24 protein-coding genes, 1 tRNA gene and 1 pseudogene are annotated in these 22,273 nt (G+C 69.2%); 9 read left to right on the forward strand and 17 right to left on the reverse strand.

What is annotated here, in order from left to right; all coding sequences use genetic code 11:
* Positions 1-781: 781 nt before the first annotated feature.
* Positions 782-1,768: a tyrosine-type recombinase/integrase gene (locus ACIHFD_RS19660; protein ID WP_397368147.1), complete on the reverse strand. Its 987-nt coding sequence runs from the start codon at positions 1,766-1,768 to the stop codon at positions 782-784.
* Positions 1,765-2,169 (reverse strand): hypothetical protein, encoded by a 405-nt coding sequence (locus ACIHFD_RS19665; protein ID WP_397368148.1) that lies wholly within the window; start codon positions 2,167-2,169, stop codon positions 1,765-1,767. The genes ACIHFD_RS19660 and ACIHFD_RS19665 overlap by 4 nt, the downstream gene beginning before the upstream one ends.
* 153 nt (positions 2,170-2,322) lie before the next feature.
* Here ACIHFD_RS19665 and ACIHFD_RS19670 point away from each other — a divergent pair.
* A pseudogene (locus tag ACIHFD_RS19670) lies at positions 2,323-2,766 on the forward strand (transposase); the annotation flags it as partial.
* 75 nt (positions 2,767-2,841) lie between these two features.
* Here the strand turns inward: ACIHFD_RS19670 and ACIHFD_RS19675 are convergent.
* Positions 2,842-4,062, reverse strand: a complete 1,221-nt coding sequence (locus ACIHFD_RS19675; RefSeq protein WP_397368149.1) for a WD40 repeat domain-containing protein — start codon at positions 4,060-4,062, stop codon at positions 2,842-2,844.
* A gap of 572 nt (positions 4,063-4,634) precedes the next feature.
* Positions 4,635-4,706, reverse strand: a tRNA-Arg gene (locus ACIHFD_RS19680).
* A 116-nt stretch (positions 4,707-4,822) separates the two neighbouring features.
* Here ACIHFD_RS19680 and ACIHFD_RS19685 point away from each other — a divergent pair.
* From ACIHFD_RS19685 to ACIHFD_RS19705, 5 genes are all read left to right on the forward strand, one after another.
* Positions 4,823-5,212, forward strand: coding sequence for a response regulator (locus ACIHFD_RS19685; protein ID WP_350728568.1), 390 nt, complete (start codon positions 4,823-4,825; stop codon positions 5,210-5,212).
* A gap of 48 nt (positions 5,213-5,260) precedes the next feature.
* Positions 5,261-5,899: a hypothetical protein gene (locus ACIHFD_RS19690; RefSeq protein WP_350728567.1), complete on the forward strand. Its 639-nt coding sequence runs from the start codon at positions 5,261-5,263 to the stop codon at positions 5,897-5,899.
* Positions 5,900-5,974: 75 nt separating this feature from the next.
* The gene (locus ACIHFD_RS19695; RefSeq protein WP_363962621.1) at positions 5,975-6,637 is read left to right on the forward strand and encodes an AIM24 family protein; all 663 of its coding nucleotides are present in this window, start codon (positions 5,975-5,977) and stop codon (positions 6,635-6,637) included.
* A gap of 36 nt (positions 6,638-6,673) precedes the next feature.
* Complete coding sequence (locus tag ACIHFD_RS19700) at positions 6,674-6,976, forward strand: helix-turn-helix transcriptional regulator (RefSeq protein WP_185071156.1); 303 nt, start codon at positions 6,674-6,676, stop codon at positions 6,974-6,976.
* Positions 6,966-7,451, forward strand: coding sequence for a YbaK/prolyl-tRNA synthetase associated domain-containing protein (locus ACIHFD_RS19705; RefSeq protein WP_350728565.1), 486 nt, complete (start codon positions 6,966-6,968; stop codon positions 7,449-7,451). The genes ACIHFD_RS19700 and ACIHFD_RS19705 overlap by 11 nt, the downstream gene beginning before the upstream one ends.
* Here ACIHFD_RS19705 and ACIHFD_RS19710 read toward each other — a convergent pair.
* From ACIHFD_RS19710 to ACIHFD_RS19720, 3 genes are all read right to left on the reverse strand, one after another.
* Complete coding sequence (locus ACIHFD_RS19710) at positions 7,448-8,500, reverse strand: cellulose binding domain-containing protein (protein WP_397368150.1); 1,053 nt, start codon at positions 8,498-8,500, stop codon at positions 7,448-7,450. The two genes, ACIHFD_RS19705 and ACIHFD_RS19710, sit on opposite strands and share 4 nt — an antisense overlap.
* A gap of 118 nt (positions 8,501-8,618) precedes the next feature.
* On the reverse strand, positions 8,619-9,461 hold the full coding sequence (locus ACIHFD_RS19715) for a universal stress protein (RefSeq protein WP_397368151.1): 843 nt from the start codon (positions 9,459-9,461) through the stop codon (positions 8,619-8,621).
* A gap of 12 nt (positions 9,462-9,473) precedes the next feature.
* Positions 9,474-9,821 (reverse strand): hypothetical protein, encoded by a 348-nt coding sequence (locus ACIHFD_RS19720; protein ID WP_225963971.1) that lies wholly within the window; start codon positions 9,819-9,821, stop codon positions 9,474-9,476.
* A 116-nt stretch (positions 9,822-9,937) separates the two neighbouring features.
* On the opposite strand from ACIHFD_RS19720, the gene ACIHFD_RS19725 reads away from it, so the two are divergent.
* The 3 genes from ACIHFD_RS19725 to ACIHFD_RS19735 all read left to right on the forward strand — a co-directional run bounded on the left by ACIHFD_RS19725 (position 9,938) and on the right by ACIHFD_RS19735 (position 12,092).
* Complete coding sequence (locus ACIHFD_RS19725) at positions 9,938-10,372, forward strand: CBS domain-containing protein (RefSeq protein ID WP_397368152.1); 435 nt, start codon at positions 9,938-9,940, stop codon at positions 10,370-10,372.
* A 122-nt stretch (positions 10,373-10,494) separates the two neighbouring features.
* A complete protein-coding gene (locus ACIHFD_RS19730; RefSeq protein ID WP_397368153.1) occupies positions 10,495-11,001 on the forward strand; it encodes a SigE family RNA polymerase sigma factor in 507 nt (168 codons plus the stop codon).
* Complete coding sequence (locus ACIHFD_RS19735; RefSeq protein WP_397368154.1) at positions 10,998-12,092, forward strand: hypothetical protein; 1,095 nt, start codon at positions 10,998-11,000, stop codon at positions 12,090-12,092. Before ACIHFD_RS19730 ends, ACIHFD_RS19735 begins: the two co-directional genes overlap by 4 nt.
* Before the next feature lie 24 nt (positions 12,093-12,116).
* On the opposite strand, the gene ACIHFD_RS19740 is transcribed toward ACIHFD_RS19735, so the two are convergent.
* From ACIHFD_RS19740 to ACIHFD_RS19785, 10 genes are all read right to left on the reverse strand, one after another.
* Entirely contained in the window at positions 12,117-13,244 is a 1,128-nt protein-coding gene (locus tag ACIHFD_RS19740; protein ID WP_397368155.1) for a hypothetical protein, read from the reverse strand.
* Complete coding sequence (locus tag ACIHFD_RS19745; RefSeq protein ID WP_350728558.1) at positions 13,241-13,741, reverse strand: SigE family RNA polymerase sigma factor; 501 nt, start codon at positions 13,739-13,741, stop codon at positions 13,241-13,243. The genes ACIHFD_RS19740 and ACIHFD_RS19745 overlap by 4 nt, the downstream gene beginning before the upstream one ends.
* Positions 13,742-13,819: 78 nt before the next feature.
* Positions 13,820-14,665 carry a geranyl diphosphate 2-C-methyltransferase gene (locus ACIHFD_RS19750; RefSeq protein ID WP_355191035.1) on the reverse strand — a complete coding sequence of 282 codons (846 nt, stop codon included), beginning with the start codon at positions 14,663-14,665 and terminating at the stop codon, positions 13,820-13,822.
* Between the two features lie 17 nt (positions 14,666-14,682).
* Positions 14,683-15,849: a family 2 encapsulin nanocompartment cargo protein terpene cyclase gene (locus tag ACIHFD_RS19755; protein WP_397368156.1), complete on the reverse strand. Its 1,167-nt coding sequence runs from the start codon at positions 15,847-15,849 to the stop codon at positions 14,683-14,685.
* A gap of 38 nt (positions 15,850-15,887) precedes the next feature.
* On the reverse strand, positions 15,888-17,273 hold the full coding sequence (locus ACIHFD_RS19760) for a family 2B encapsulin nanocompartment shell protein (RefSeq protein WP_397368157.1): 1,386 nt from the start codon (positions 17,271-17,273) through the stop codon (positions 15,888-15,890).
* A gap of 129 nt (positions 17,274-17,402) precedes the next feature.
* Positions 17,403-18,422, reverse strand: coding sequence for a FecCD family ABC transporter permease (locus ACIHFD_RS19765; RefSeq protein WP_397368158.1), 1,020 nt, complete (start codon positions 18,420-18,422; stop codon positions 17,403-17,405).
* Positions 18,419-19,417, reverse strand: a complete 999-nt coding sequence (locus tag ACIHFD_RS19770; RefSeq protein WP_397368159.1) for a FecCD family ABC transporter permease — start codon at positions 19,415-19,417, stop codon at positions 18,419-18,421. The genes ACIHFD_RS19765 and ACIHFD_RS19770 overlap by 4 nt, the downstream gene beginning before the upstream one ends.
* Positions 19,414-20,409 (reverse strand): iron-siderophore ABC transporter substrate-binding protein, encoded by a 996-nt coding sequence (locus tag ACIHFD_RS19775; protein WP_397368160.1) that lies wholly within the window; start codon positions 20,407-20,409, stop codon positions 19,414-19,416. Before ACIHFD_RS19775 ends, ACIHFD_RS19770 begins: the two co-directional genes overlap by 4 nt.
* 10 nt (positions 20,410-20,419) lie before the next feature.
* Complete coding sequence (locus ACIHFD_RS19780) at positions 20,420-21,295, reverse strand: siderophore-interacting protein (RefSeq protein WP_397368161.1); 876 nt, start codon at positions 21,293-21,295, stop codon at positions 20,420-20,422.
* A gap of 100 nt (positions 21,296-21,395) precedes the next feature.
* Positions 21,396-22,244: an alpha/beta fold hydrolase gene (locus tag ACIHFD_RS19785; protein ID WP_397368162.1), complete on the reverse strand. Its 849-nt coding sequence runs from the start codon at positions 22,242-22,244 to the stop codon at positions 21,396-21,398.
* Positions 22,245-22,273: the final 29 nt, after the last annotated feature.

Genomic DNA, 22,273 nt, shown 5'->3' on the forward strand with positions numbered 1-22,273 from the left:
CCCTGAACGCCTTCGCCATCACCTTCGAAGGCCGTCTGACCCCGACCACCCGCTAATCAAACAAGATCGAGATACACCACTGACTGGACACACCCAGCCCCAGGAGCTCCGAGCGCAGCTCGTCCGTCAAACGGTGCATGAAGGTGCCGGTCGGCCATCGGTTAGGTGCCAAAGTTTCCTCCAGCAGGCGATGTCTCACACATATGCCAGCCGGGTTGTCTCGGCAAGGGAGTTATACGTTCGCGGATCGGTGGAGCCTTTGCACGGGAATCCACCTGCGAGCGTCAGCGAGTAGGCGGGACCCCGGGAAAGGCCCGCCCCTTTTGTACGGTGTTCGTCCTGGTCGGCGACTAGAACCGCCAGTCAAGATCGCGTTCCCCCTGCAGGATTCGGACCTACGCACCAGACTCCGGAGAGGATTGCAGAAATACCTAGCCTTGCTCGGTTGACCTGCGAAAACATCCTGTCAGCCCGTAGTCGGAACCTCTTCGGTCCACGATGGGTCCATGGGCAGGGTTGTACCCCTCTCCAGAGGAGAGCCGTGGGGCCCCGACAAGCAGACGTCGTCAGCAGTCTCCGCCAGAATGGGGACGGTGAACGTTCCCATGGCCAGTCCTGGCTCACCGGCATCATCGACTCCCAAAGCGTCAAGGGCGCCGACACCGTGGGCCGAGACAGCCGCGGCTACGACGCGGGCAATTATCTGGGGTTGGATGTTATGCCGGGCTGGGTGGATCAGGGCTGGCCAGCGATGGTCTGACAGCGTGGTTGCCGGTGATAACTACAGGTTCTCCAGGAAGGCGAGCAGGCTGTCGCCGGGGCGGTAGCGCCGGGTGCCGACACTGGGAGGCGCGGTTCGGGCCAAGGCTTTCTCCTTGGTGGCCAGGTCGGCGTGCAGGTAGACGTCGGTCGCCTTCGTGCTGGCGTGGCCGAGCCAGAGCGCGATGGTGGAGGTGTCGACGCCGGCGTGCAGCAGCGCCATCGCCGCGGTGTGGCGCAAGGTGTGCGGCGTGACGTTCTTGGATGCGAGGGTCGTGCAGGCGCGGACTGCGACGGGGACGTACTTGGCGAGCAAGTCGGCGACGGCGTCGCGACTGAGGCGTCCGCCGGTGCGGTTGGGGAACAGCGGGTCGGCCGGTGCGGCGTGACGGTCGGTGATCCAGCGCTGGAGCAGGCGGGCGGTGGGCCGGGTGAGCGGGGTGGCGCGCTGTTTGCGGCCCTTGCCGGTGCAGCGCAGGTGGGCGCCCACTCCGAGTTCGGCGTCGGCGCAGGTCAGCGAGGTGAGTTCGGAGACGCGCAGCCCGGTCTGCATGGCGACGAGCAGCAGCAGGTGGTCGCGGCGGCCCAGCGGTGTGGACTGGTCGGGAACCGCGAGTAGCGCGTCGCTCTCGGCGCGGGTCAGGAAGCACACGTCGGTGGACTCACGGCGCTTGTGAGGGATGGCCAGGACACGCTGGATGAGCAGGGCGTGCTCGGGACAGCGGAGCGCCGCGTAGCCGAACAGGGAGTGGACCGCGGCCAGCCGGGCGTTGCTGGTGGCGATGCTGTTGTTCCGGTCGGTCTCGAGATGGTCCAGGAAACCACTGATGAGGTGGACGTCGATGTCGATCAGGTCCAGGGCTGCGGGCGGTCGGCCGAGTTCGGCTTGGGCGTAGTGCAGCAGCAGGCGGAAGGTGTCGCGGTAGGCGGCGATGGTGTGTTGGCTGGCGCGGCGGTCGGTGAGTCGTTCGGTGAAGTATCCCTGCATGATCGGGGCCAGGCTGGTCATGATGGTTCCTCCCAGGAGGCTTCCAGGCGCTTGGCGGCTTCGGTCATCAGCTGCGGACAGGCGTGCAGATACCAGTACGTGGTCGTGGGACTGATGTGTCCGAGGTAGGTCGACAGAGCTGGCAGCAGGTGCGCGACGTCTGCTCCGGTGGCGTACCAGTTCGCCATGGTGGTCACCGCGAAGGTGTGCCTGAGGTCGTAGAGCCGTGGCTTGCCCGTCCCGGCAGGGGCGGTGATCGCCGCGGTCTTGAGCACACGGGCGAAGGCCGTGCTGGCGCTGGTGTGGTTCAGGCGGGTGCCGGCGCAGGAGACGAAACTCGTGCACCAGCCCAGCCAACGGCCCAGAAACCCTGACCGGGTAGCGACCGTCCGTCGCAGCCTTGACCATGTCCTCACCTCCATCGACAACCCCTCGATGAAGGAGACGGTGAACCTCCGCCGTTATGAGGTCAATTCACCGGTCGCACCACCCGCAGCCAGCCCTGATCCACCCGGCCCGGCATAACATCCAACCCCAGATAATTGCCCTTATGACGGGGCCGTCATAAAGCAAAGAAGGTCAACGGCCGCAAGCGGTTCATCGTCACCGACACCACCGGTCTGCTCATCACGGTCGCCGTCATCGCTGCCAGCTGGCAGGACCGCGATGGAGCCAAGACCGCCCTGCTGTCGGCGTACCTTTCCACCCCGATCCGCCATGTCTTCGCCGACCAGGGTTTCGCTGGACGCCTGGTGGATTGGACGCAAGACACCCTGCGAACCACCCTGGAGATCGTGCGCAAGCCTGCTGACCAGCGCGGCTCCAGCGTCATCTCACGCAGGTGGGTGGTGGAGAGGACGCTGGCCTGGCTGACTGCGTGCCGCCGATTGGCTCGTGACTATGAACGCGACCCGGCTGTCTCTGAGGCGATCATCCGCTGGGCTGCCATCGTCGGCATGACCCGCCGCATATCCCGAGGGGGACCCGCTCGACGTCAGCCCCGCTACGTCTGCGACTGAGGCTGATCATCCATCTCAAGCACACACACTTAGAAAATGGCACTTCCCGGAAAGCATGCGTCAGTGATGGATTGCTCAGGCGAGACTCCATATCCGGATCGTGGTGTCGAGGCTGCCGGAGACGACGACGGGGGTGCCGTCCTCGCGTGTGCCCACAGCCAGAGCGCTGACGTTGTCGGTGTGGCCGGTGAAGGGGCCGCTAAGAGGTTGGCCGGTGTCGAGGTTGCGTACCACCACGTTGCGGTCGTTGCCACCCGAGACGATGACCGGGGTGCCGTCACCGTCCTTGGTCGCCACGACGACAGGATGGTGGGCATTACCTTCATGCGTCAGGGGCTCCCCGAGGGGCCGGCCCGACTCCAGGCTCCACATGCGCAGCGTCGCTGGTGGGCTTCCCTCGTCCAGAGGGAAGTTCGGGACCTCTGCCGAGATCACGACACGCTGTCCATCGCTGCGCTCCGCGATCGCCATCCCGTACACCATGCAGGTGAAGCAGGTGTTGAGAGGCTTGCCGATGGGTTTACGCGTGTCGAGGTTCCAGATCCGCATCCTTGCGTCGGTGCTGCCGGTCACAAAGACTGGCGACCCATCAGCGCGCTTGGTGACCTCGATGTCCATGACGCCGGAATAGTGACCCCACCACGGCTTGCCGATGAGCTTGCCGGTGTTCAGGTTCCACATGTGGAGCGCCACCGTTTTGCGGCCCTCGCCGCTGGAGATGATGACCGGCGTGCCGTCACTGCGCTTCCCGACGGCGACCGCGTGGACGAGCGCGTGCCCGGTTCTGAGCGGTTTGCCCAAGGGTTTGCCGGTGTCGAGGTTCCACATCCGTACGGTGCCGTCCTCACCGCCGGAGACGATGACAGGAGTGCCGTTGCTGCGCTTACCGATCGCCACGTCGTACGCCGGCCGGTGATGGCCGGTGATGGGTCTGCCGAGCGGCTTGCCTGTGTCGAGGCTCCACACCCGCAGCGTCTTGTCGAAGCCGGCAGAGACGATGACTCGGGTGCCGTCGCTGCGCTCGCCGACCGCGAGCGCGCTGATGCCGCGTGTGTGACCCTTCAACGGTCCGCGCAGCTCACTTCCAAAGGGCGGAGCGTCTGGAGGGGATGCAGACCTGGCAGGTTGGCCAGCGAGGGCGACCGGCGTCGCCATCACCACGGGCGTATGCCAGCACGTGCCTGATACCAGGAGACCCAGCGCGACCGCCAGCGTTCCGGCACCCATCCTTACTGCACGTCGCGCCATCTCCTCGTCCTTCCAGGCGTTCTGCCCTGGAGTCATGATCGTGATCACCGGCAGGCGTCACTGTAGCGGCCGGGATCCTTGTTCCGGAAGAGCTGACGCTTTACCGCAGCCTGCGCAGGAACGGCTCTGCGAGACGGGCGTGTGATAGCGGAGCTGTTCGGGGGTTTGCAGGCCTCAAGCCCGTACCACGGATGCACCTCCTACTTGACACATCAACGCCTCTCGTCACGCCGTCACGCCAAACATAAACAATCTTCTCAAACACGCCCTGAGAGGCGCAGCGTGCGGCCATTGATCTTGCTGTGATGAGGGACGGGCTGAGCTCCGGGGCGACAGGTCCGCAAGACTTCGCTTGCCTGGTGCTCGCTATGAACTGGCGTGAAGAGCGACGCCAGGGGTGGCGCGTGGAGCTGAGTGTCGCTGCGCTGGCTGGGAAACCGTGAGACTGGGTTTCATGCGCCGGCGTCCCCTGCGTCCCAGGACGAGGCTTGAGTGGCCCACGACTGGCCCACAGCCAGTGAGCGTCAACGAGAACGGACGGGGCTCCGTGAGACTGGAGACCCGCCCGTTCCTACGATGTTCGCCCTGCTCAGCGGCCGAAACCGCCGGTCAAGATCGAGTGCCCCCTGTAGGATTCGAACCTACGCACCCGGCTCCGGAGGCCGGTGCTCTATCCCCTGAGCTAAGGGGGCTCGACGAGTGATAAGGCTATCAGCATCCCGGCACCACTCGGCACACGATAAAGGTCCTTGAACACATCCAGCGAAAACCACCCGTGACGACCTCACTACAGGTTACCTTGGCGCCCGTGGGCGAGGTTCTTGGGAAAGTACTGGTCGTGGACGACGACGAGGTCATCCGGCAGCTCATCGCGGTCAACCTGAACCTGGAGGGGTTCGAGGTCGCGACCGCCACCGATGGGCAGGACTGCCTTGATCGTGTGCTCGACGTCATGCCGGACGTCATCACGTTGGACGTGATGATGCCGTGCCTGGATGGATGGACGACGGCGCAGAGGTTGCGGACCGAGGAGGCCACCAGTCACATCAAGGTGGTGTTGATCACGGCGCGGGCGCAGGACGATGATAGGCGTCGGGGGTTGGGGATCGGGGTCGACGCTTATCTGACCAAGCCGTTCGATCCGGCCGAGTTGATTCAGGTCGTACGGGATCTGGCGACGGCGGCCGGCAAGGGATAAGGGCGGCCCGATTCCCTCGCTCCCCCGGATCTGATGGGAGTGGTGGGCATGGACGGGCGGCTTGAGCGGGCCAAGGAGCTCTATGAGCGGGCCGTTTTCGGCGGGGATGTGGCCGGGCTGGAGGCCGCCGATCGGGGGCTGGACGGCGTGGAGGCCGATCTTGCGCTGGTGCGGGGGCGGATCATGCACGGCCGGTTCCTCGATGGGCAGGGCGAGCAGGGTGACGAAGAGCTGAGGCTGTTCGAGAGGGCCGCGGAGCTTTACCGGGCGCTCGGGGATGTCCGGGGTGAGGGTGAGGCGCTGCTCTGGGTCGGGACCTTCCATCAGGTCGTCCGCGGGGACGAGGCGCCCGCGGCGGCGGCTCTGGAGCGGGCCCATGAGCTGGCGACGCAGGCCGGCGACAAGCTGACCCTCTCGTACGTCCTGCGCCACCTGGGCATCGCCGAGCACATGGCCGGACGGCTGCCGGCGGCGCGCGAACGGCTGGAGGAGTCCGTACGGCTGCGCCGGGAGCTCGGGTTCATGGCCGGGGTGGCGGCCAATCTGGTGGGGCTGGCGTATATCGCTGCCGCGGAGGGGCGGCGTGAGGACGCCGTGGCGGTGCTGGACGAGGCCGCTGAGATCGCCGGCGCCGAGAAAGCGGCAACCGTCCTGGCGTGGGTGGAAGAGGCCCGAGGGCAGTTCTAGCCGGCGGCTTCTTTTGTGAAAAATTTGCGTACGGTGGGCCGTAGCGTCCCCTCCCGAGCCTAGGAAGGCCCAACCGTGCGTAGCTCCATTTTCGGCAATCTCGAGTCCCAGCAGCTGCCACCCGGATTCGCGCTCCAGAACGGCAAGATGCTGCGCGTGCAGCTGCCGCACGAGGTCCTGGCCAAGCAGGGCTCCATGGTCGCCTTCCAGGGGAAGATGGACTTCGACTACGAGGGCGGCGGGCTCGGCAAGCTCTTCAAGAAGGCCGTGACGGGCGAGGGCGCGTCCCTCATGCGCGTACGCGGCGAGGGGCTGCTCTACCTCGCCGACAACGCCGACGACATCCACCTGTTCTACCTGGAGAACGAGGGGATCACCGTCAACGGGCGCAACCTGCTGGCGTTCCAGCCGCAGCTCACCTGGGACATCCAGCGCGTGCAGGGGGCCGGGATCGCGGCGGGCGGGCTGTTCAACACGACGGTCACCGGGACCGGGTGGGTGGCGGTGACCACGCACGGCACGCCGGTGCTGCTCGATGCCGCCCGCATGCCCACGTACGCCGACGGCCAGTCCGCCGTGTGCTGGAGCACGGGGCTGCACGTCGGCGTCAACCGGACGATGAAGGTGGGGGCGCTGATCGGGCGGGGCAGCGGGGAGGCCATGCAGCTGGCGTTCAGCGGGCAGGGGTTCGTGCTGGTGCAGGCCAGCGAAGGGGCGCCCGTCGTGACCCAGTCCTAGGTAGACAGGCAATTAGCTAATTGCCATAATACCTTTGTGCTGGACGTCGACCTGGTCAAGGCACTGGCCAATGACAAGCGGCTGCTGATCCTCGATTGGCTGCGCGATCCCGAGCGCCACTTCCCGCCGCAACGCGACGGCGACCTCGTACGCGACGGAGTCTGCTCGCTCTTCATCGCCGAGAAGCTCGGCGTGAGCCAGCCCACCTGCGGCGAGCACCTCAAGGTGCTCGCCAAGGCGGGCCTGATCCGCGGCAAGAAGATCAAGCAGTGGGTGTTCTACCAGCGCGACGAGGACCGGATCGCCGCGGCGAAGGAGTTGTTGAGCAGTGGCTGGTGAGCTGTACGAGCGGCTGATCTCCGACATGGACGCCGCCGGCGCCCGTTACCGGGTGATCGAGCACGCGCCGGAGGGGCGGACCGACGAGGTCAGCGCCCTGCGCGGGCACGACGTCGCGCAGGCCGCCAAGTGCCTCGTCGTGATGGTCAAGATCGGCAAGAAGCAGACCCGGCACGTGCTGGCCGTCGTGCCCGGCAACGCCCGGCTCGACCTGCAGGCGGTCAAGTCGCTGCTGGACGGCACGTACGTGGCCTTCGCCGCCAAGGACAAGGCCGAGGAGCTGGCCGGCAGTATGAGCGGGACCGTGCTCCCGTTCAGCTACGACCCCCGGCTCGAGCTGATCGCGGACCCGACGCTGCTCGACCAGCCCGAGCTGTACTTCAACGCCGCCAGGCTCGACCGGTCCGTCGCGCTGGTCACCGACGACTACGTGCGGCTGGCCGAGCCCAGAGTGGCCCCCATCACAGCGAACTAGGAGCAGGTGGGCGTGGGGGCGGTGTTCGTGCCGCTCCACGAGGCGATGAAACCGAACGTGGTCGAGGCCCCCGGCGCGAGCGAGCCGTTCCAGGCCACGTTGCGCACGGTCACCGCGGAGCCGTTCGCGCTCAGCGTGCCGTTCCAGAGCTGGCTGATCCGCTGCCCGTTCGCGAACGTCCACTGCACCGTCCACGCGCTCATGGCCGAGGCGCCGGTGTTCTTGACGGTGACCTCGCCCTGGAAGCCGTCCTGCCACTGGTTGGCGTTCTTGTACGTCGCCGTGCACCCGCCACCGGGAGTGGGGGTGGGAGTGGGGGTGACGGTGGGCGTCGAGGTGGGGGTGATCCCCGACAGGGCGCTCACCAGGGGCGGGTACCACTTGTCGGACATCTTCTGGTCACCGGCCGAGTTCGGGTGCACGCCGTCATAGGTGTCCGTGCTCGTGCTGAACCCCGTCCACTGGTCCACCACCGTGATCGGCGACTGCTGCGTGGTGGTCGCGGCCGCCCAGGCGGGGATGGCGTTGTTGAAGTTCACGGCGCGCTGGCCGCAGTCGGCGCAGGTGGACGGGTTCATGGGGATGATCTTGGCGACGAGGATCTTCATGTTGGGGTTGCCGGCCCGCATCTGGTTCACGAGCGTGGTGAACGCGCTGAGGATCGTCGCCGGCGCGATGTTGCTCCACACGTCGTTCGTGCCGAGGTGCATCAGCACGATGTCGGGTTTGGTCGCCGAGAGCCAGCCGGGCAGCTGGCTCTGGTTGGCGATGTTGGTGGCCAGGTAGCCGCCGTGGCCCTCGTTGTCGCCGTCGTACGAGACGCCGCAGCCCTGCGGTGGGAGGGTGCCGACGAAGTCGATGTTGGTGTAGCCGGTGCTCTGGAGCCGGTTCCAGAGCAGGGCCCGCCAGCAGCCCGGAGAGCCCGTGATCGAGTCGCCCAGAGGCATGATCCGGGTGGCGGCGGCACCGCTGGCCTGCGTGGTCGTCGCGAATAACACCGCCGCGGCGAACGCCAGCATCGCCGCCAGCAAGGTGCTGGTCCTGCGCATCGTCTGCTCTCCCGTCGTAGCCTGCGCAGATCGTAAGGACGTCGCCGGTACGACGGGAAGGCGGCGAGCCCCGCGCGAGGCGGCGACCTGCGCGAACGCCGGGATCGGCGTGTAACTTTCAGACCCGCCCCCTGCGGACCACGGCGAGCGGGCAGGGAGCGTGGTGGAGCATGGCCTGGCTGATCGAGCCCATGAGCATCCCGGCGAACTGGCTGCGCCCGTGCGTGCCGACCACCAGCAGGTCCGCCTCGGCCGCCGCCTCCCGCAGCACCTCGACGGGGTGGCCGTGCACGATCTCCGGCACCACCTCCACCCCCGGATGCCGCTCCCGGTGCCCCGCCAGGAGCGCGTCCAGCTCGCGCGACTGGTCCAGCTCGCCGTCGCGGTCGGCCGGCTCGAACCCGCTCGGATGCGGCCAGGCCCACGCGTGTACGGCGCGCAGCTTCGTACCGCGCAATTCGGCCTCGGCGAACGCGAAGCCCAGCGCCCGTACGCCCCCGGGAGAACCGTCGACCCCCACCACGATCTCGCCGCGCGGGATCGAGGGGCGGGCGCGTACCAGGACGACGTCCGTGACCGCGTGCGCGGCGATACCGTACGCGACGGACCCCACCAGCAGCCCGCGCACGCCGCCGACGCCCCGGCTGCCCGCGACCAGCAGTTCGGCGTTCTCCGAGACCTTGACCAGCGCGGAGCGGGGGTCGCCGGGCAGCAGGACGGTCTCCACCGTGATCTCCGGCCGCTCCCGCAGAGCGCGGTCCCGCGCGGAGATCAGCACCGATTTCGCGCCCTCGCGCAGCCACCGTCCGACCTCGGCGTAGTGGCCGTCGGTCTCCTCGCAGACCCACTTCGGAACGGCGTGCGCCACGGTAAGCGGCACCTGTCTCAGCGCCGCCTCCGTGGCGGCCCAGCCGGCGGCGTCCAACCCGGTTCTCGAGCCGTCAACGCCGACGATGATCATGGAACTGGCTCCTCAGGTGAAGGCGTAGCACTCCACCTCGGCGCGGCGGTACGTCAGCCCCGCGGAGACGGATTCGCGAACGCACTGGCGTTCGGCCTTACTGAGCTTGAGCGTGCCGCATACGGTCACGCCGGAATACGTGCGACAGTCGAGCGTCTTGTCGTATTTGCCGATGCGGTACATCTCCTTGACCGCCTCACGGCACTTCGCCTTGCCCTGGTCGGCATAGCGGCACTGGGAGATGAGGGTGTCGTACTGCTGCTGACTCACTTCGTGTTGGGCGGTACCGTCTCCGAAGGCGGCGGTCACGCCGGACGTGGCCATGACCACGAGTCCTGCGACAGCGGCGATCTTTTTCATATGTCCCCTGATGGGAGCATACCGCCCAGGGCCCTCGCCAAACCTCGTGCGATCTCCCGCAGGCGGGGTAGGGCTCAGATTGAAGATTCCTTCGACTCCTCTCGGAGGAGGTAGAAATGGGCACATCGGGAGTCGGAAAAACAGTCCAGGACGTGATGCACCGCGGAGCGCAGTGCGTCGGCGAACACGACAGCCTCCGCACGGCCGCGCAGATGATGCGTGATCTTTCGGTCGGCGCGTTGCCGATCTGCGGGGACGACGACCGGCTCAAAGGGATCATCACCGACCGCGACATCGTGATCAAGTGTTGCGCCGAGGGCAAGGACATCGACCAGACCACCGCGAGCGAGCTCGCCCACGGGCTGGTCTGGGTGGAGGCCCGCAGCAGCGTCGAGGAGGCGCTGCAGAAGATGACGCAGCACCAGATCAAGCGGCTGCCCGTGATCGAGAACCACCGGATCGTGGGCATGGTCACCGAGGCCGATCTGGCGAAGGAGCTGCCGGACAACAAGCTCGCCGAGTTCGTCCACCGCGTGTACGCACCCGCGTAGGCGCGACCTATCAGATGCGAGGGGGTCCCAGAGCGGGGCCCCCTCACCATGTGAAAGCAGAGACGGATGTGCAACCTTTCGTCCCAGGACCGCATTGGTAAGGGGCGAGAGGAGGCAGCACATTGGATCGTCACGACGGCTTCCGCGAGTTCGTGCTCGCCCGCCAGCAGGCGCTGATGCGGACCGCGTACCTGCTCGTGGGGGACGCCCACCTTGCCGAGGACCTGCTGCAGAGCGTCTTGACCAAGATTGTGAAGCACTGGCCCAAGCTGGCCAAGGAGGGCAATCCCGAGGCATACACGCGCAAGGCCCTGGTCAACCAGTACCTGGCCTGGCGCCGCCGCCCCCGGCCGGAGGTGCTGAGCGCCGCACCGCCGGAGCGGGCCGCCTCCCATGACAACGCCACGCTCGACCGGATCGTCCTGCGCCAGGCGCTGGCCAAGCTGACCCGCAAGCAGCGGGCAGTGATCGTGCTGCGCTACTGGGAGGACCTCACCGAGGCGCAGACGGCCGAAGCGCTCGGCTGCTCGATCGGCAACGTCAAGAGCCAGACCCATCACGCCCTCGCCCGCCTGCGCGCGCTCGCGCCCGAGCTGGCTGACCCGTACCTGCAGGAGGTAGTTCGATGACCAGGCTGCGCGAGGCGCTGAGCGGTCTCGCGGAGGAGGCACCGCTGGTGAGCCTGGCCGACGCGGCCATCGCCGGCCACCGGCGCAGGCGGCGCGTCACGATGGCGGCGACCACCTTCGCGACGGTCGCGGCGCTGGTGGCGTCGGCGGCGGTGGCGACGGTGGCCTGGCCCCGTGGGGCCTACCCGGCCGCCCCGCAAAGTGCGGACACGGTGGCCGACCTGCCCGACGGGAAGGTGGGGGCGCTCGAGTACGGGTACAAGACGCCCTGCGACGTGTCCGATGATCTTCAGGTCACCGACTGCCGCGTCCAGGAGTGGCGGGTGGTCACCCGCGCCGGCACGACGTACCGGGTGCCGCAGGCGCTGGTAGCGACCCGCAAGGGCGGTTACAGTCCCATCGCGATCAGCCGGGACGGGCGCATGCTCGCCTATTACAGCCGCGAGGCCCAGGCCCACGTGGTCCGCGACCTGACGACTGGCGCCGTGTCGACCTCCCTTTTCAAGGTGAAAGAGGAGCAGATCCAGATCGGCACCCAGCTCGTCGTCTCCGACGACGGCCGGTACGTGGGTTTCGATCCGCGCGTGGGGAGCAAGAAGGACACCGGGCTGCTGATCGACGTGCGCACCGGCAAGACGGTGCGGGTCCCCGACAAGTTCGAGGTCATCAGCATCAAGGGCGGCGTCGCCGAGCTGGTCCGCTACGTCAAGACCGACCTGTGGCTGATGCCCGTCACCGGCGGGGGCAAGCCGGTGCGCTTCGACGGCACGTTCATCCTCTTCAGCGAGCTCGCTCCGGACGGCCGCACGGTGGTCGCCCGCGACTTCAAGGACAAGAACCCGGCGCTCACCGTCCTCGACGCCAAGACCGGGCGGATCGTGCGGAAGGTGCCGATCCGCGGTCTGCCGAAGGGCGGCCTCCGCGGCGTCTCCGTCTGGCAGAGTCCGTCCGAGGTCGTGATCCTCAGCGACGGCAAGCAGCCCAGCACGTATGCGGTCAACATCGAAACCGGGAAGGCCCGGCGCCTGGCCAACTTCGCCGGCGGGCTCCGGAACAACCAGGTCCTGCCCGGAAAGGCCGCCGGGAAGTAGCCGCCAGGGGCCCGAGCCGGGAGATCATCGGATTCTGGCGAGGTCGATGATCACGTACTGGTTCTCGATCTCGTAGGACACCAGACCGCCATCGAGGATCCCCGGCTCGACCCCGATCATCCGGCCCTCGGCGCTCGGCAGGCCCAGGACGCCCTGCTTACCGGTGACCAGGTCGAGCAGCGCCGGGCCGCCGGTCGCACCGGGCGGATCGACGGCCATGAAGCGGTCGTCGCCCAGCCCGAGCACCGGGGAGTCGGGCAGGTCCCGTTCCCGCGAGCCGTCGCGCAGCCGGTAGAAGCGCGTGTCGTCGGGCCTCATGCCGACGCACGTCGTCACGCCGCATCTGATGTACCTCTCCCCCGGCCGGACGACCGCGTTGCTCACCTGCCCGGTCTCGGCGTTGAGCAGCTCCCGGAAGCTGGGCTCGCGGTCCTGCCTGTACTCGCTCGGGGTCGCCACCCACGGCCAGCGCAGGATGTGGTGCCGTTCCGCACCGGCGACGGAGGTCACGCGCCCGCCCCTCAAAGGGAACGTGAAGACTCCGCCTTCGATGAGTGAGAACGCCACCCGGTCGCCGACCACGGTGAGCTTCTCACCGCGCCCCTTGACCGGGCCGCCGGTGTCGATGGCGGCGGGCTTCCCTCCGGAGACCGGCACCGACCAGAACCGCGTGTGGTCGTTCCTGTCGATCGTCTGCCAGACGATTCGGCCCGCGCCGACCGTGAAGGCGTACGCGGAAGGGATGTCCGCGATCTTTCGGGTCCGGCCGGTGCCGAGGTCGTAGGCGTAGATGGCGTCGGCCCGCTCGCCGCTCTTTTCCGTCCACAAGAGCACCGTGCGGTCGTCGATGAAGATCAGCGGGCGGAAGTCCGGAAGGTTCGGAAGCTGCCGGGGAATCTTCCAGACCGCGCCGGGCCAGACTGTCTCGACGGGTTCGGGCAGCCTGGTCTGCGCCACCTGCGCCCCGTCGATGCCGCGTACCGTCACGCCGACGATCACCATGGCGACCGCCGCCACCAGCGCCTGCGTACGCGTCCTGCGGCGGCGGGAGCGGGCCGCGATCCGGCCGGGGAAGCCGGTCGGGGCCTGCGGCGCCCCCTCGGCGGCACGGCCGAGCACCCGGCTCAGGTCGTCTTCCAGATCCGTGCTCATGGGGCGCTCCTCCTCGCAGGCGTACGGTGGGCGATCGCGGAACGGAGCTTGGCCAGACCGAGCGACGCGTGGCTGCGTACGGTCCCCTGGGAGATGCCGAGGACGCCGGCGATCTCCGAGTCGTGGAGCTGCTCGTAGAAGCGCAGGACGAGGACGGCGCGCTGCTTGCGTGGCAGCCCTTCGAGCGCCTGCCAGAGCTCCTGGTCGGCGTCGGAGGGCAGCACGTCCTCGATCGGCGTCTCCGGGAGGGCCCAGGCGAGCTGCTCGCGGCGGCGGCGCCGCCAGGCGCTGATGTGCAGCCTGGCCATGATCGCCTTGGTGTAGCGCTCCGGGTCCTCCTTCCTGCGCACGCGCGCCCACGCCCGGTGCAACCTGACCAGCGCCTCCTGCGTCAGATCCGCCGCGTCGTGCGGATTGCCGCTCAGGGCGTAGCCGTAGCGCAGCAGCGCGTTGGCGCGTTCGGCGACGAACTCCGCGAACCGGGGGTCGTCTTCCACTTACCATCGCCTTTCCGTGATCGGTCTCCCCTCAGACGGACTTGGCGGTGGATTTGTTGAATGGAGGGGGAATCACCGTCAGATGCGGTCGGCGGCGATGAGCAGGTACTGGAAGCTGCCGTCCTTGTACGCGTCGAGGAACGCCTGCTCGATCCCCGTCGCGAGGTGGGTCTTGGCGCGCAGCTCCCAATAGGGGATGGTCGCGGCGGTGAGGTCGATGACGTCGATGGGGACGAGCCGGTTGGCCGCCATCTCCTTGAAGTAGGTGCTGCGGGGGTGGATGTCGCAGATGTAGTGGGCGTTGATCTGGCTCACGGCACGCGAGGGCAGGCCGTAGGCGTCGTTGTAGCAGCCGGTGATGCACACGTACCGGCCGCCCCGGCTCAGGAGGCGGGCGTGCGCGGCGAACAGCAGCGACAGCTCGACGTACATCGTGCTCTCGTTGTTCCAGATCGCCTGGAACGTTCCAGGTTCGAAGCCGGTGTCGAGCATGTTGCGGAAATGGAAGCGCACCTTGTCGGACACACCGCGCTTCTCCGCCTGTTCGTTGGCGAAGGTCACCTGGGACTCGGAGATGGACACGCCGTCGACCTGGCAGCCGTACCTGCGGTTGACCAGGAGGCTGGAGCCGCCACGGCCGCAGCCGGCGTCCATGGCCCGGTGCTCGGGCCGCAGGGCGCCGAGCTGGCCGATGAGGAGGTCGGCCTGCGCGTGCTCGAGCCGGTGAAGCTCCTCGATGATGCGTTTCTCGCGGGTGTCTTCCGGGCCTTCAAGGACCGACCAGTCCACCTCGCCGATGCCATAGTGGTGGTGGTAGATCCCGTCGACCTCACCCAGTCGGAGGTTGACCGGGTTCTTCTCGGTGTTCCAGTAGTCGGCGACGGAGTGCTGGTAGTAGGTGCTGAGTACGGGACTGGCCGTCATCGGCAATGCTCCTCTCTCTAGGACTTGTAGCGGCTGGTGGTGTCGTGCCATTCGACGCAGCCGGCCATCCAGCCCTGCGCCCCGCGCAGGAACCGCTTCAGCTCGACGGACGGTACGGCGTCGAGCGCAAGCCGGCTGGCCTCGAAACCTCTGACGAAGTCGTTGTGCATGGACACGGCGCGTTCGGTCGCCTCACGGATGGGGCAGCCCTCCTCGGCGGCGATCAGCAGGATCACGTTGGAGTCGGGGAGCTCGTCGGCCGCCTCCCTGGCGACGGAGTGCAGGTCGTTGACGAGGACGCTGGCGGTGCCCGCCTGCATGAGCGCAGTGTGGAACCTCCTGTCGAAGAAGAGATTGGCGGGGAGTTCGTACGCGCCCACGATGTCGATGAGCGTCATGGACGTGTAGAAGCTGTCGTGCTGCCGGGCCGCGAGGTAGCGCCACACGGGCGGCGGCGTCTCCAGGTAGCGCCAGGCGGCGTAGGCGGCCCAGCTCACGTACATCTGGGAAGTGATGTTGCAGATCCGCATGACCTGCGACGGGGTGGCGTGGCGGGTGATGTGGCTGACGGACGCCCGCAGGGAGACCAGGACGGGGTCGGCCTCGATCGCCTCCTCGAGCTGGCGCGTGTAATCGCCCGCGGGCGGAGGCGGGTCCATGGCCGAGGTCACGAGGGCGAGCCGCGGCGGCAGCTCCGTCGGCGTGGCGCCCAGCTCGGTCTCGTCGGCGTAGTAGTCGTCGGCCGCCCACCAGGCGGCGTTCGTCTGCGCCGCGATCAGCAGCAGGTCGGGGTCGTCGGCGTCGGGGTGGGCGAGCATGGCCAGCCGCCCGTAGCCGGTCGCGCCGAACTCCTCCATGCGCCCCTCGTGCAGGCCGATCCGCTCCGCCCACGCCACCAGCCGCCGGTCCACCTCGTCGCCCAGCTCCTGGTCGTTCCTGACGAGCTCGGGGCAGTAGAGCGGCGGATAGGTCCCGTCGCCCCACTGCCGTTCCCGGTAGGGCAGCGGGGCGAGACTGTGGCGGTAGGCGGCGCTGCGCGCCGCCTGCGCGGGATCCATCGGAGCGGGCCTGGGCGGCTCGTGCCCGTCCCTTTCGTCGGGCCGTGGCACGGGATGGCGGTCGAAGAGCGGCAGGCGCAGCGCGGAGGTGCCCAGACCGGTGGGACCTGCTGCGATCTCGGGCATGACGCGCCCCTTCCTGGAGTCGAGCCGGAGTCGGGCGGTCAGGAGCGCGGCGCGGAGACGTCGACGTTCTCGAGGATGCCGATGGCGTCGGGCACCAGGATCGCCGCCGAGTAGTAGGCGCTGACCAGGTACGACATCACGGCCTGGGAGTTGATGCCCATGAAGCGGGCGTTGAGCCCCGGCTCGTGCTCCTCCGGGAGGCCGGTCTGGTAGAGGCCGACGACCCCTTGGTCCTCCTCCCCCGTGCGCAGGGCCAGGATGGAGGTGGTCTGGTGCTCGGAGATCGGGATCTTGCCGCAGGGGAAGATCGGGATGCCGCGCCAGGCCGGGATCTCGTGGCCGTCGACGTCGGCGCTGCCCGGCACCAGCCCGCGCTTGTTGCACTCCCTGAAGAACGCGGCGATCGCCTTGGGGTGGGCGAGCAGCATCTTGGTCTTGCGCCGCATGCTGATCAGGTCGTCCAGGTCGTCGGGGGTCGGCGGGCCGGACCAGGTGCTGATCCGCTGGTCGTAGTCGGTGTTGTGCAGCAGGCCGAACTCACGGTTGTTGACCAGCTCCCACTCCTCGCGCTCGCGGATCTCGTGGACCGTCAGGCGCAGCTGCTGTTCGAGCTGGCTCATGGGGTCGTTGAAGAGGTCGGCCACGCGGGTGTGGACCCGCAGGATGGTCTGCGTGACGCTGAGCTCGTACTCGCGGGGCCGGATGTCGTAGTCGACGAACGTGCCGTCGATGACCGGCTCGCCCACGTGCCCCGAGGCGAGCGCGACGGCCGACTCGCCGCGGCGGTTGACCGGCTTGCGCGTCTCCTCCAGGTAGCGGACGACGTGCTCGCGCAGGGCGGGGGTGTCGCCGAGCAGCTGCTGGATCTCGTGGCGCGGTGCCACCAGGATCGTGCCGGAGGTGGCGGCCCTGACCGTGAACGGCCATCGGGGGCTCTCCTGCACGAGCGCGTCGTCGCCCAGGTGCGCGCCGTCGGTGATGACGCCGAGAAGCTGCGCGTCGCCGTACGCGCCGGCGGCCAGCCGTTCGAGCCGGCCGTGGGCGATCACGTACGTGTCGGTGACCGGCGTGCCCGCCGCGGCGATGACCTCCCCCGCCTGGAACTCCCGCGGCGCGAACGTCGAGGCGATCGCCGCCAGCGCGTCGAGGTCGTCGAAGCCGCGCAGCAGGGGGATCTCCTGGAGCGTCTGCGGGACGATGAGCACGTCGTCCGCCCCGTTGAGCACCACGCTCACCCGGCCGCGCCCGATGTGGTGCGTCAGCCGGCGGTTGACCCGGTAGGTGCCGCCGCGCACGTCGACCCACGGCAGCCTGCGCAGGAGCCAGCGGGAGGTGATGGCCTGCATCTGCGGGCGCGTCTTGGTGGTGGTGGCCAGGTTGCGCGCGGCCCGGGTGTCCAAGCTCAACCGAGGCTCCGTCGACATGTTCCCTCGCAATCGCTCGCCTGTGACAGCAGATGTCCGTGAGGCATTCACCACTGAACGTAGTCAGGCTGACACAATCCGTAGAGTGTCTTGATGGTCACGTACTGCTAACCCCGCTGCGGTAGCGATCTAACGGCGGCGGGCGCGGGCCAAAAGCCACAGCAGGAGGGGCGCCCCCAGCACGCCGGTGACCACGCCGACCGGCAGTTCGACGTCCGGGATCAGCAGCCGCGCGACGACGTCGGCGGCCAGCACGATGAACGATCCGGCGAGCCCGGCGGCCAGCGGCGGCGGCCAGGCGGTGCGGGCCAGCCGCTGCGCGATCTGCGGCGCGGCCAGCGCCACGAACGCCACGGGACCGGCCGCCGCGGTGCCGAACGCGACCAGCGCCACCCCGGTCAGCAGCAGCGTCAGCCGCGCCGCCTGCACCGGCGCCCCGAGCACGACGGCCACCTCGTCACCGAGCTGCAGCGCGCGTGTCCAGCGGCCGAGGAGGAGCGCGGCGGGCACGAGGACGGCCAGGGCCGGCGCGAGCGGCGCCACGTGGCCCCAGTCGCGCCCGTTCAGGTTGCCGAACAGCCAGCCCAGCGCCTGCTGCGCCTGGAAGTTCCCCGTGGTGACCATGAGGTACTCGGTGGCGCTCGTGCACATCCACGACACGCCCACCCCGACGAGCACGATCCGGTAGCCGCTCGCGCCGCGCCGCCAGGCCAGCAGGTACGTCAGCAGCGCCACGACCACCGCGCCCGCGAAGCCCAGCACCTGGAGCCCGCCGGCACCCATGACGATCCCCGCGACCACGGCCAGGCCCGCCCCCTGCGTGACACCGATCATGTCGGGGCTGGCGAGCGGGTTGCGCGTCATCGTCTGGAACAGCGCGCCCGACACCCCGAAGGCGGCGCCCGCCAGCAGCCCGGTCAGCGCCCTGGGCAGGCGCAGCTCGCCCACCACGAACGCGGTGCCCTGGTCGCCCGCGCCGACGAGCGCCCGGATCACCTCGCCGAGGCCGAGCGGGACCTCGCCGAGCCCGATGCCCAGGCAGAAGGCCAGGAACGCGGCCCCGGCCAGGGCCAGGCAGACCACGATGACGCGCGGGCGCAGCACCCCGGAGACGGGCGGCACGGACAACCTGAAGGTCAGCTGGGTCATAGCTCCGCCAGGTGCTTACGCCGGGCCAGCACGACGAAGAACGGGCCGCCGATGAACGCCACCAGCAGCCCCGCCTGCACCTCGATCGGCGGCGCCACCACCCGGCCCACCACGTCGGCCGCGATCAGCAGGCAGGGCCCGAGCAGCGCGGCCATCGGCAGCAGCAGCCGGTGGTCGGTCTCGGAGCCGCCCGGCCGGGCGACGAGCCGGGCCAGATGCGGCACGACGAGCCCGACGAAGACCACGGGCCCGATGGCCGCGACGGCGGCCCCGGTGAGCAGCATCACGGCCGCCGCCGCCCGTAACCGGACCAGGCCCACCCGGCGGCCCAGCCCTCTGGCCACGTCGTCGCCGAGCGCGAGGCTGTTGAGCGCGGGCCCGCAGGCCAGGGCGAGCGCCGACCCGGCGAGCACGAACGGCAGGAGCTGCGGCAGCACGTCCGTGCCCGTGCCGGACAGCGACCCCGCCGACCAGAACCGGTACCGGCCCAGCGACTCCGGGTCCACGAGCACGAACGCGCTGGTCACCGAGCTCAGCAGGAACGTCACCGCGACCCCGGCGAGGGCCAGCTTGACCGGCGTGCTCCCGTCGCGGCCCAGCCCGGCCAGCGCGTAGACGAGGACGCTCGCGACCAGCGCCCCCGCGAAGGCGAACCAGACGAATCCGGCCAGCGCCGAGATGCCCAGCACGCCGATGGACACGACGACCGCGAACGCGGCCCCGGCGCTGACGCCGAGCACGCCCGGGTCCGCGAGCGGGTTGCGGGTCAGCGCCTGCATGAGGGCGCCCGACAGGCCGAGCGCCGCCCCCGCCAGCACGCCGACCAGCGTGCGCGGCACCCGTACCGACCAGATCACGTCGAGGACGTCGCGGTCGGTCACGGTTCCCGCCAGCGCGCCCACCACCTGGTCGGGCGGGATCTGGCGGGCGCCCAGCGAGAGCGACAGCAGGCAGACCAGGACGAGCGCGCCGGCCGACAGTGCCAGAGGTCTCACGCCTTGGTCGCCGGGTCCCCGTCGGCGGCCGCGGCGAGCCGCGGCACCAGCCCGTCGAGCATGTACGGCAGGCTCAGCACGGTCACGAAGGAGACGGCGTTGCCCTGGTCGGTGTTCTCCTGCAGGAAGACCTCCCGGCCCTCCTTCACCACGCCGAGCCCCTTGTAGACGCTGTCGGCGTGCAGCGTGCCCTGGTCCTTGGCGACGTCGGCGGAGCTCCAGACGATCACGCCGGTGTCGACCAGGTCGAGGCGCTCGCGGCTGATGTTCGCGCCGAACTTGTCGCCGATCGCTTGGTCGAGGCCGTCGGGCAGCTTGAACCCGAGCGAGGCGAGCAGGCGGGAGCGCGGGTCCTGGCTGCCGAAGACGAAGTAGCCCTCGTAGACGGTGGCCATCAGCGCGGTCTTGCCCTGGAACTCCGGATGCTCCTTCCGCACCTGCGCGAACCGGTCCTCGACCTGCTTGACCAGCGTGTCCGCCTCGGTGGCGCGGCCGACGGCGACGCCGACCTTCCTGGTGAGCTCCTGCCAGGGGATGCCGTAGTCGATGTACTCCTTGGGCTGGGCCACGGTCGGCGCGATCTTCGACAGCGTCGTGTACTGCTCCTGGGTGAGACCCGAGTAGAGGGCCAGGATCAGGTCGGGCTTGAGTGCCGCGATCTTCTCGAACTGGGGGCCGCTGCCGGTGTCCTTGAGGACCTGCGGGAGGGGCGCGGTGCCCAGCTCGTCCTTGGCCCAGGGGCCGATCGCGCCCGGGTAGTCGCCGATCCACGTCGTGGCCCCGACCGGGGTGACGCCGAGGGCCAGCAGGGCGTCCTGTTCGAGCAGGCCGACGGTGACGATGCGCTTGGGGGCGGTTGGGACGGTGGTCTCGCCGTACTTGTGCGCCATCTTGACGGCGGCGGCGGACGGTGGGGAGGCGGCGGGGCGCGTCGAGCCGCAGCCCGCGATGGTGATCAGGACGAGTGCCACGACGGCGAGTGTGCGGGTCATGGAACGCTCCTCACTCGTTGTGCTCGGCGCGGCCCTGGCGCCAGTAGCCCATGAAGGCCACCGCGCGCCGGTCCATGCCGCGCTCGGCGACCAGGTATCGCCGCAGGGACCTGATCACCGCCGCCTCGCCGGCCAGCCAGGCGTACAGCGGCTCCGTGCTCTCCTCCTCCGGCACTTCCCACAGCTCCTCCACGTCGACGTCCACGTCGTCGAACGTGTCGGGCACGGGCAGCGGCGGCAGCAGCGTGCCGGCGGCCGACCGCAGGGCCGGCTCCAGCAGGGCGCCGCGCTCGGCGTCGCCCCTGGCCAGCCACTCGATCTTCACCTGGCTGGCGGTCCGGATCTCCAGGAAGTCCTGCTCGCAGGGCACCTCCATGAGCGCGGTGCCCGTGAAGCCGTCGGGGAGCCTTTCGAGGATGGAGCAGATCGCGGGGACGGCAGTCTCGTCGCCGGCGATCAGCACCGTGCCGGTGCCGGCCGGCGGCTGGAACACCACGTTCCCGTGCGCTTCGGGGTGCCGCGCGTCGCCGCCGAACAGCACCGCGACGTCATCGGGCCGCACCTCCTGCGCCCACCGCGCCACCGGCCCGTCGCCGCCGGGGTGCATCACCACGTCGACGTCCACCTCGCGCTCGGCCTGCCTGACCAGCCTGGCCGTGTACGTGCGGATGGGGTTGCGCCTGTCGTCGTCCAGCTCGCGCCACCGCGGGAACCAGTCGGAGCCGGTGGGCAGGTGGGCGAGGCCGTGGCCGGGGAGGGGGAGGATGAGCTTGATCCGCTGGTCGTAGCCGTTGTCGGCGAATATGCCCAGGTCCTCCCCTGTGAAGGTGACCCGGAGGAACGATGGGCTCAACCGTTCCAACCTGGCCACACGCACGTCGAACATGCGATAGGGCTCCACCAGCGCCAGCCTCCCGCCGCAATCATTAGGTGAGGCTAACCTAACCCATCACGATCGCGAACGCCACGCCGGGCCCGCGTCCCGGTCAGCGGCGCAGGAACTCCCGCAGGTGGGCGAGCAGGGCCTCCGGGCGTTCCTCGGCGATGAAGTGCCCGCACTCGGGGATCTCGGCGGCGGTGACGTCGGCGGCGTACTCCCGCCAGATCTCCTCCGACGACAACCGCGCAGGCAGCCCCACCGACCCCCACAGGGCCAGCACGGGCATGGTCAGGCGGCGCCCCGCGGCGGCGTCCTCGTCGTCGAGCGCGAGGTCGCGCTCGTGCGCCCGGTAGTCGTCGAACCCGGCGCGCAGGGCTCCCGGACGGCCGAACGCCTGGACGTAGACATCGACCGCCTCGGCGGGCAGGCCGTGCCGGTTGTACGTCCAGCGCTCGAAGAAGTACTCCAGATAGCCCCGGACGTCGTGCCCCACCAGGCGTTCGGGCAGGTCGGGCTGCAGGTGGAAGAGCCAGTGCCAGTAGCCCGCGGCCACGGTCGCGTCCAGGCGGCGGAACATCTCGCGCGTGGGGACGATGTCCAGCACCGCGACCTTGCCGACCTGGTCGGGACGGTCGAGACCCCAGCGGTGGGCCACCCGCGCGCCGCGATCGTGCCCGACGACCGCGGCCCGCCCGAACCCGAGCGCGTCCACCAGCTCCGCCATGTCCGCGGCCATCCGCCGCTTGTCGTAGCCGCCGGTCGGCTTGTCGCTCAGCCCGTACCCCCGCAGGTCGGGGGCCACCACCGTGAACTCGGCGGCCAGCGGCTCGACGATGTGCCGCCAGCAGTGGCCGGTCTGCGGCCAGCCGTGCAGCAGCACCACCAGGGGCCCGTCGCCGGCTCGCGTGTAGTGCAACCGGATGCCGTCGACCTTTGCCACGCCCGTCGTATTCATGGGCTCAGTAGATCATGGGACGATCCCGT

This window comes from Nonomuraea sp. NPDC051941, from assembly GCF_044593615.1.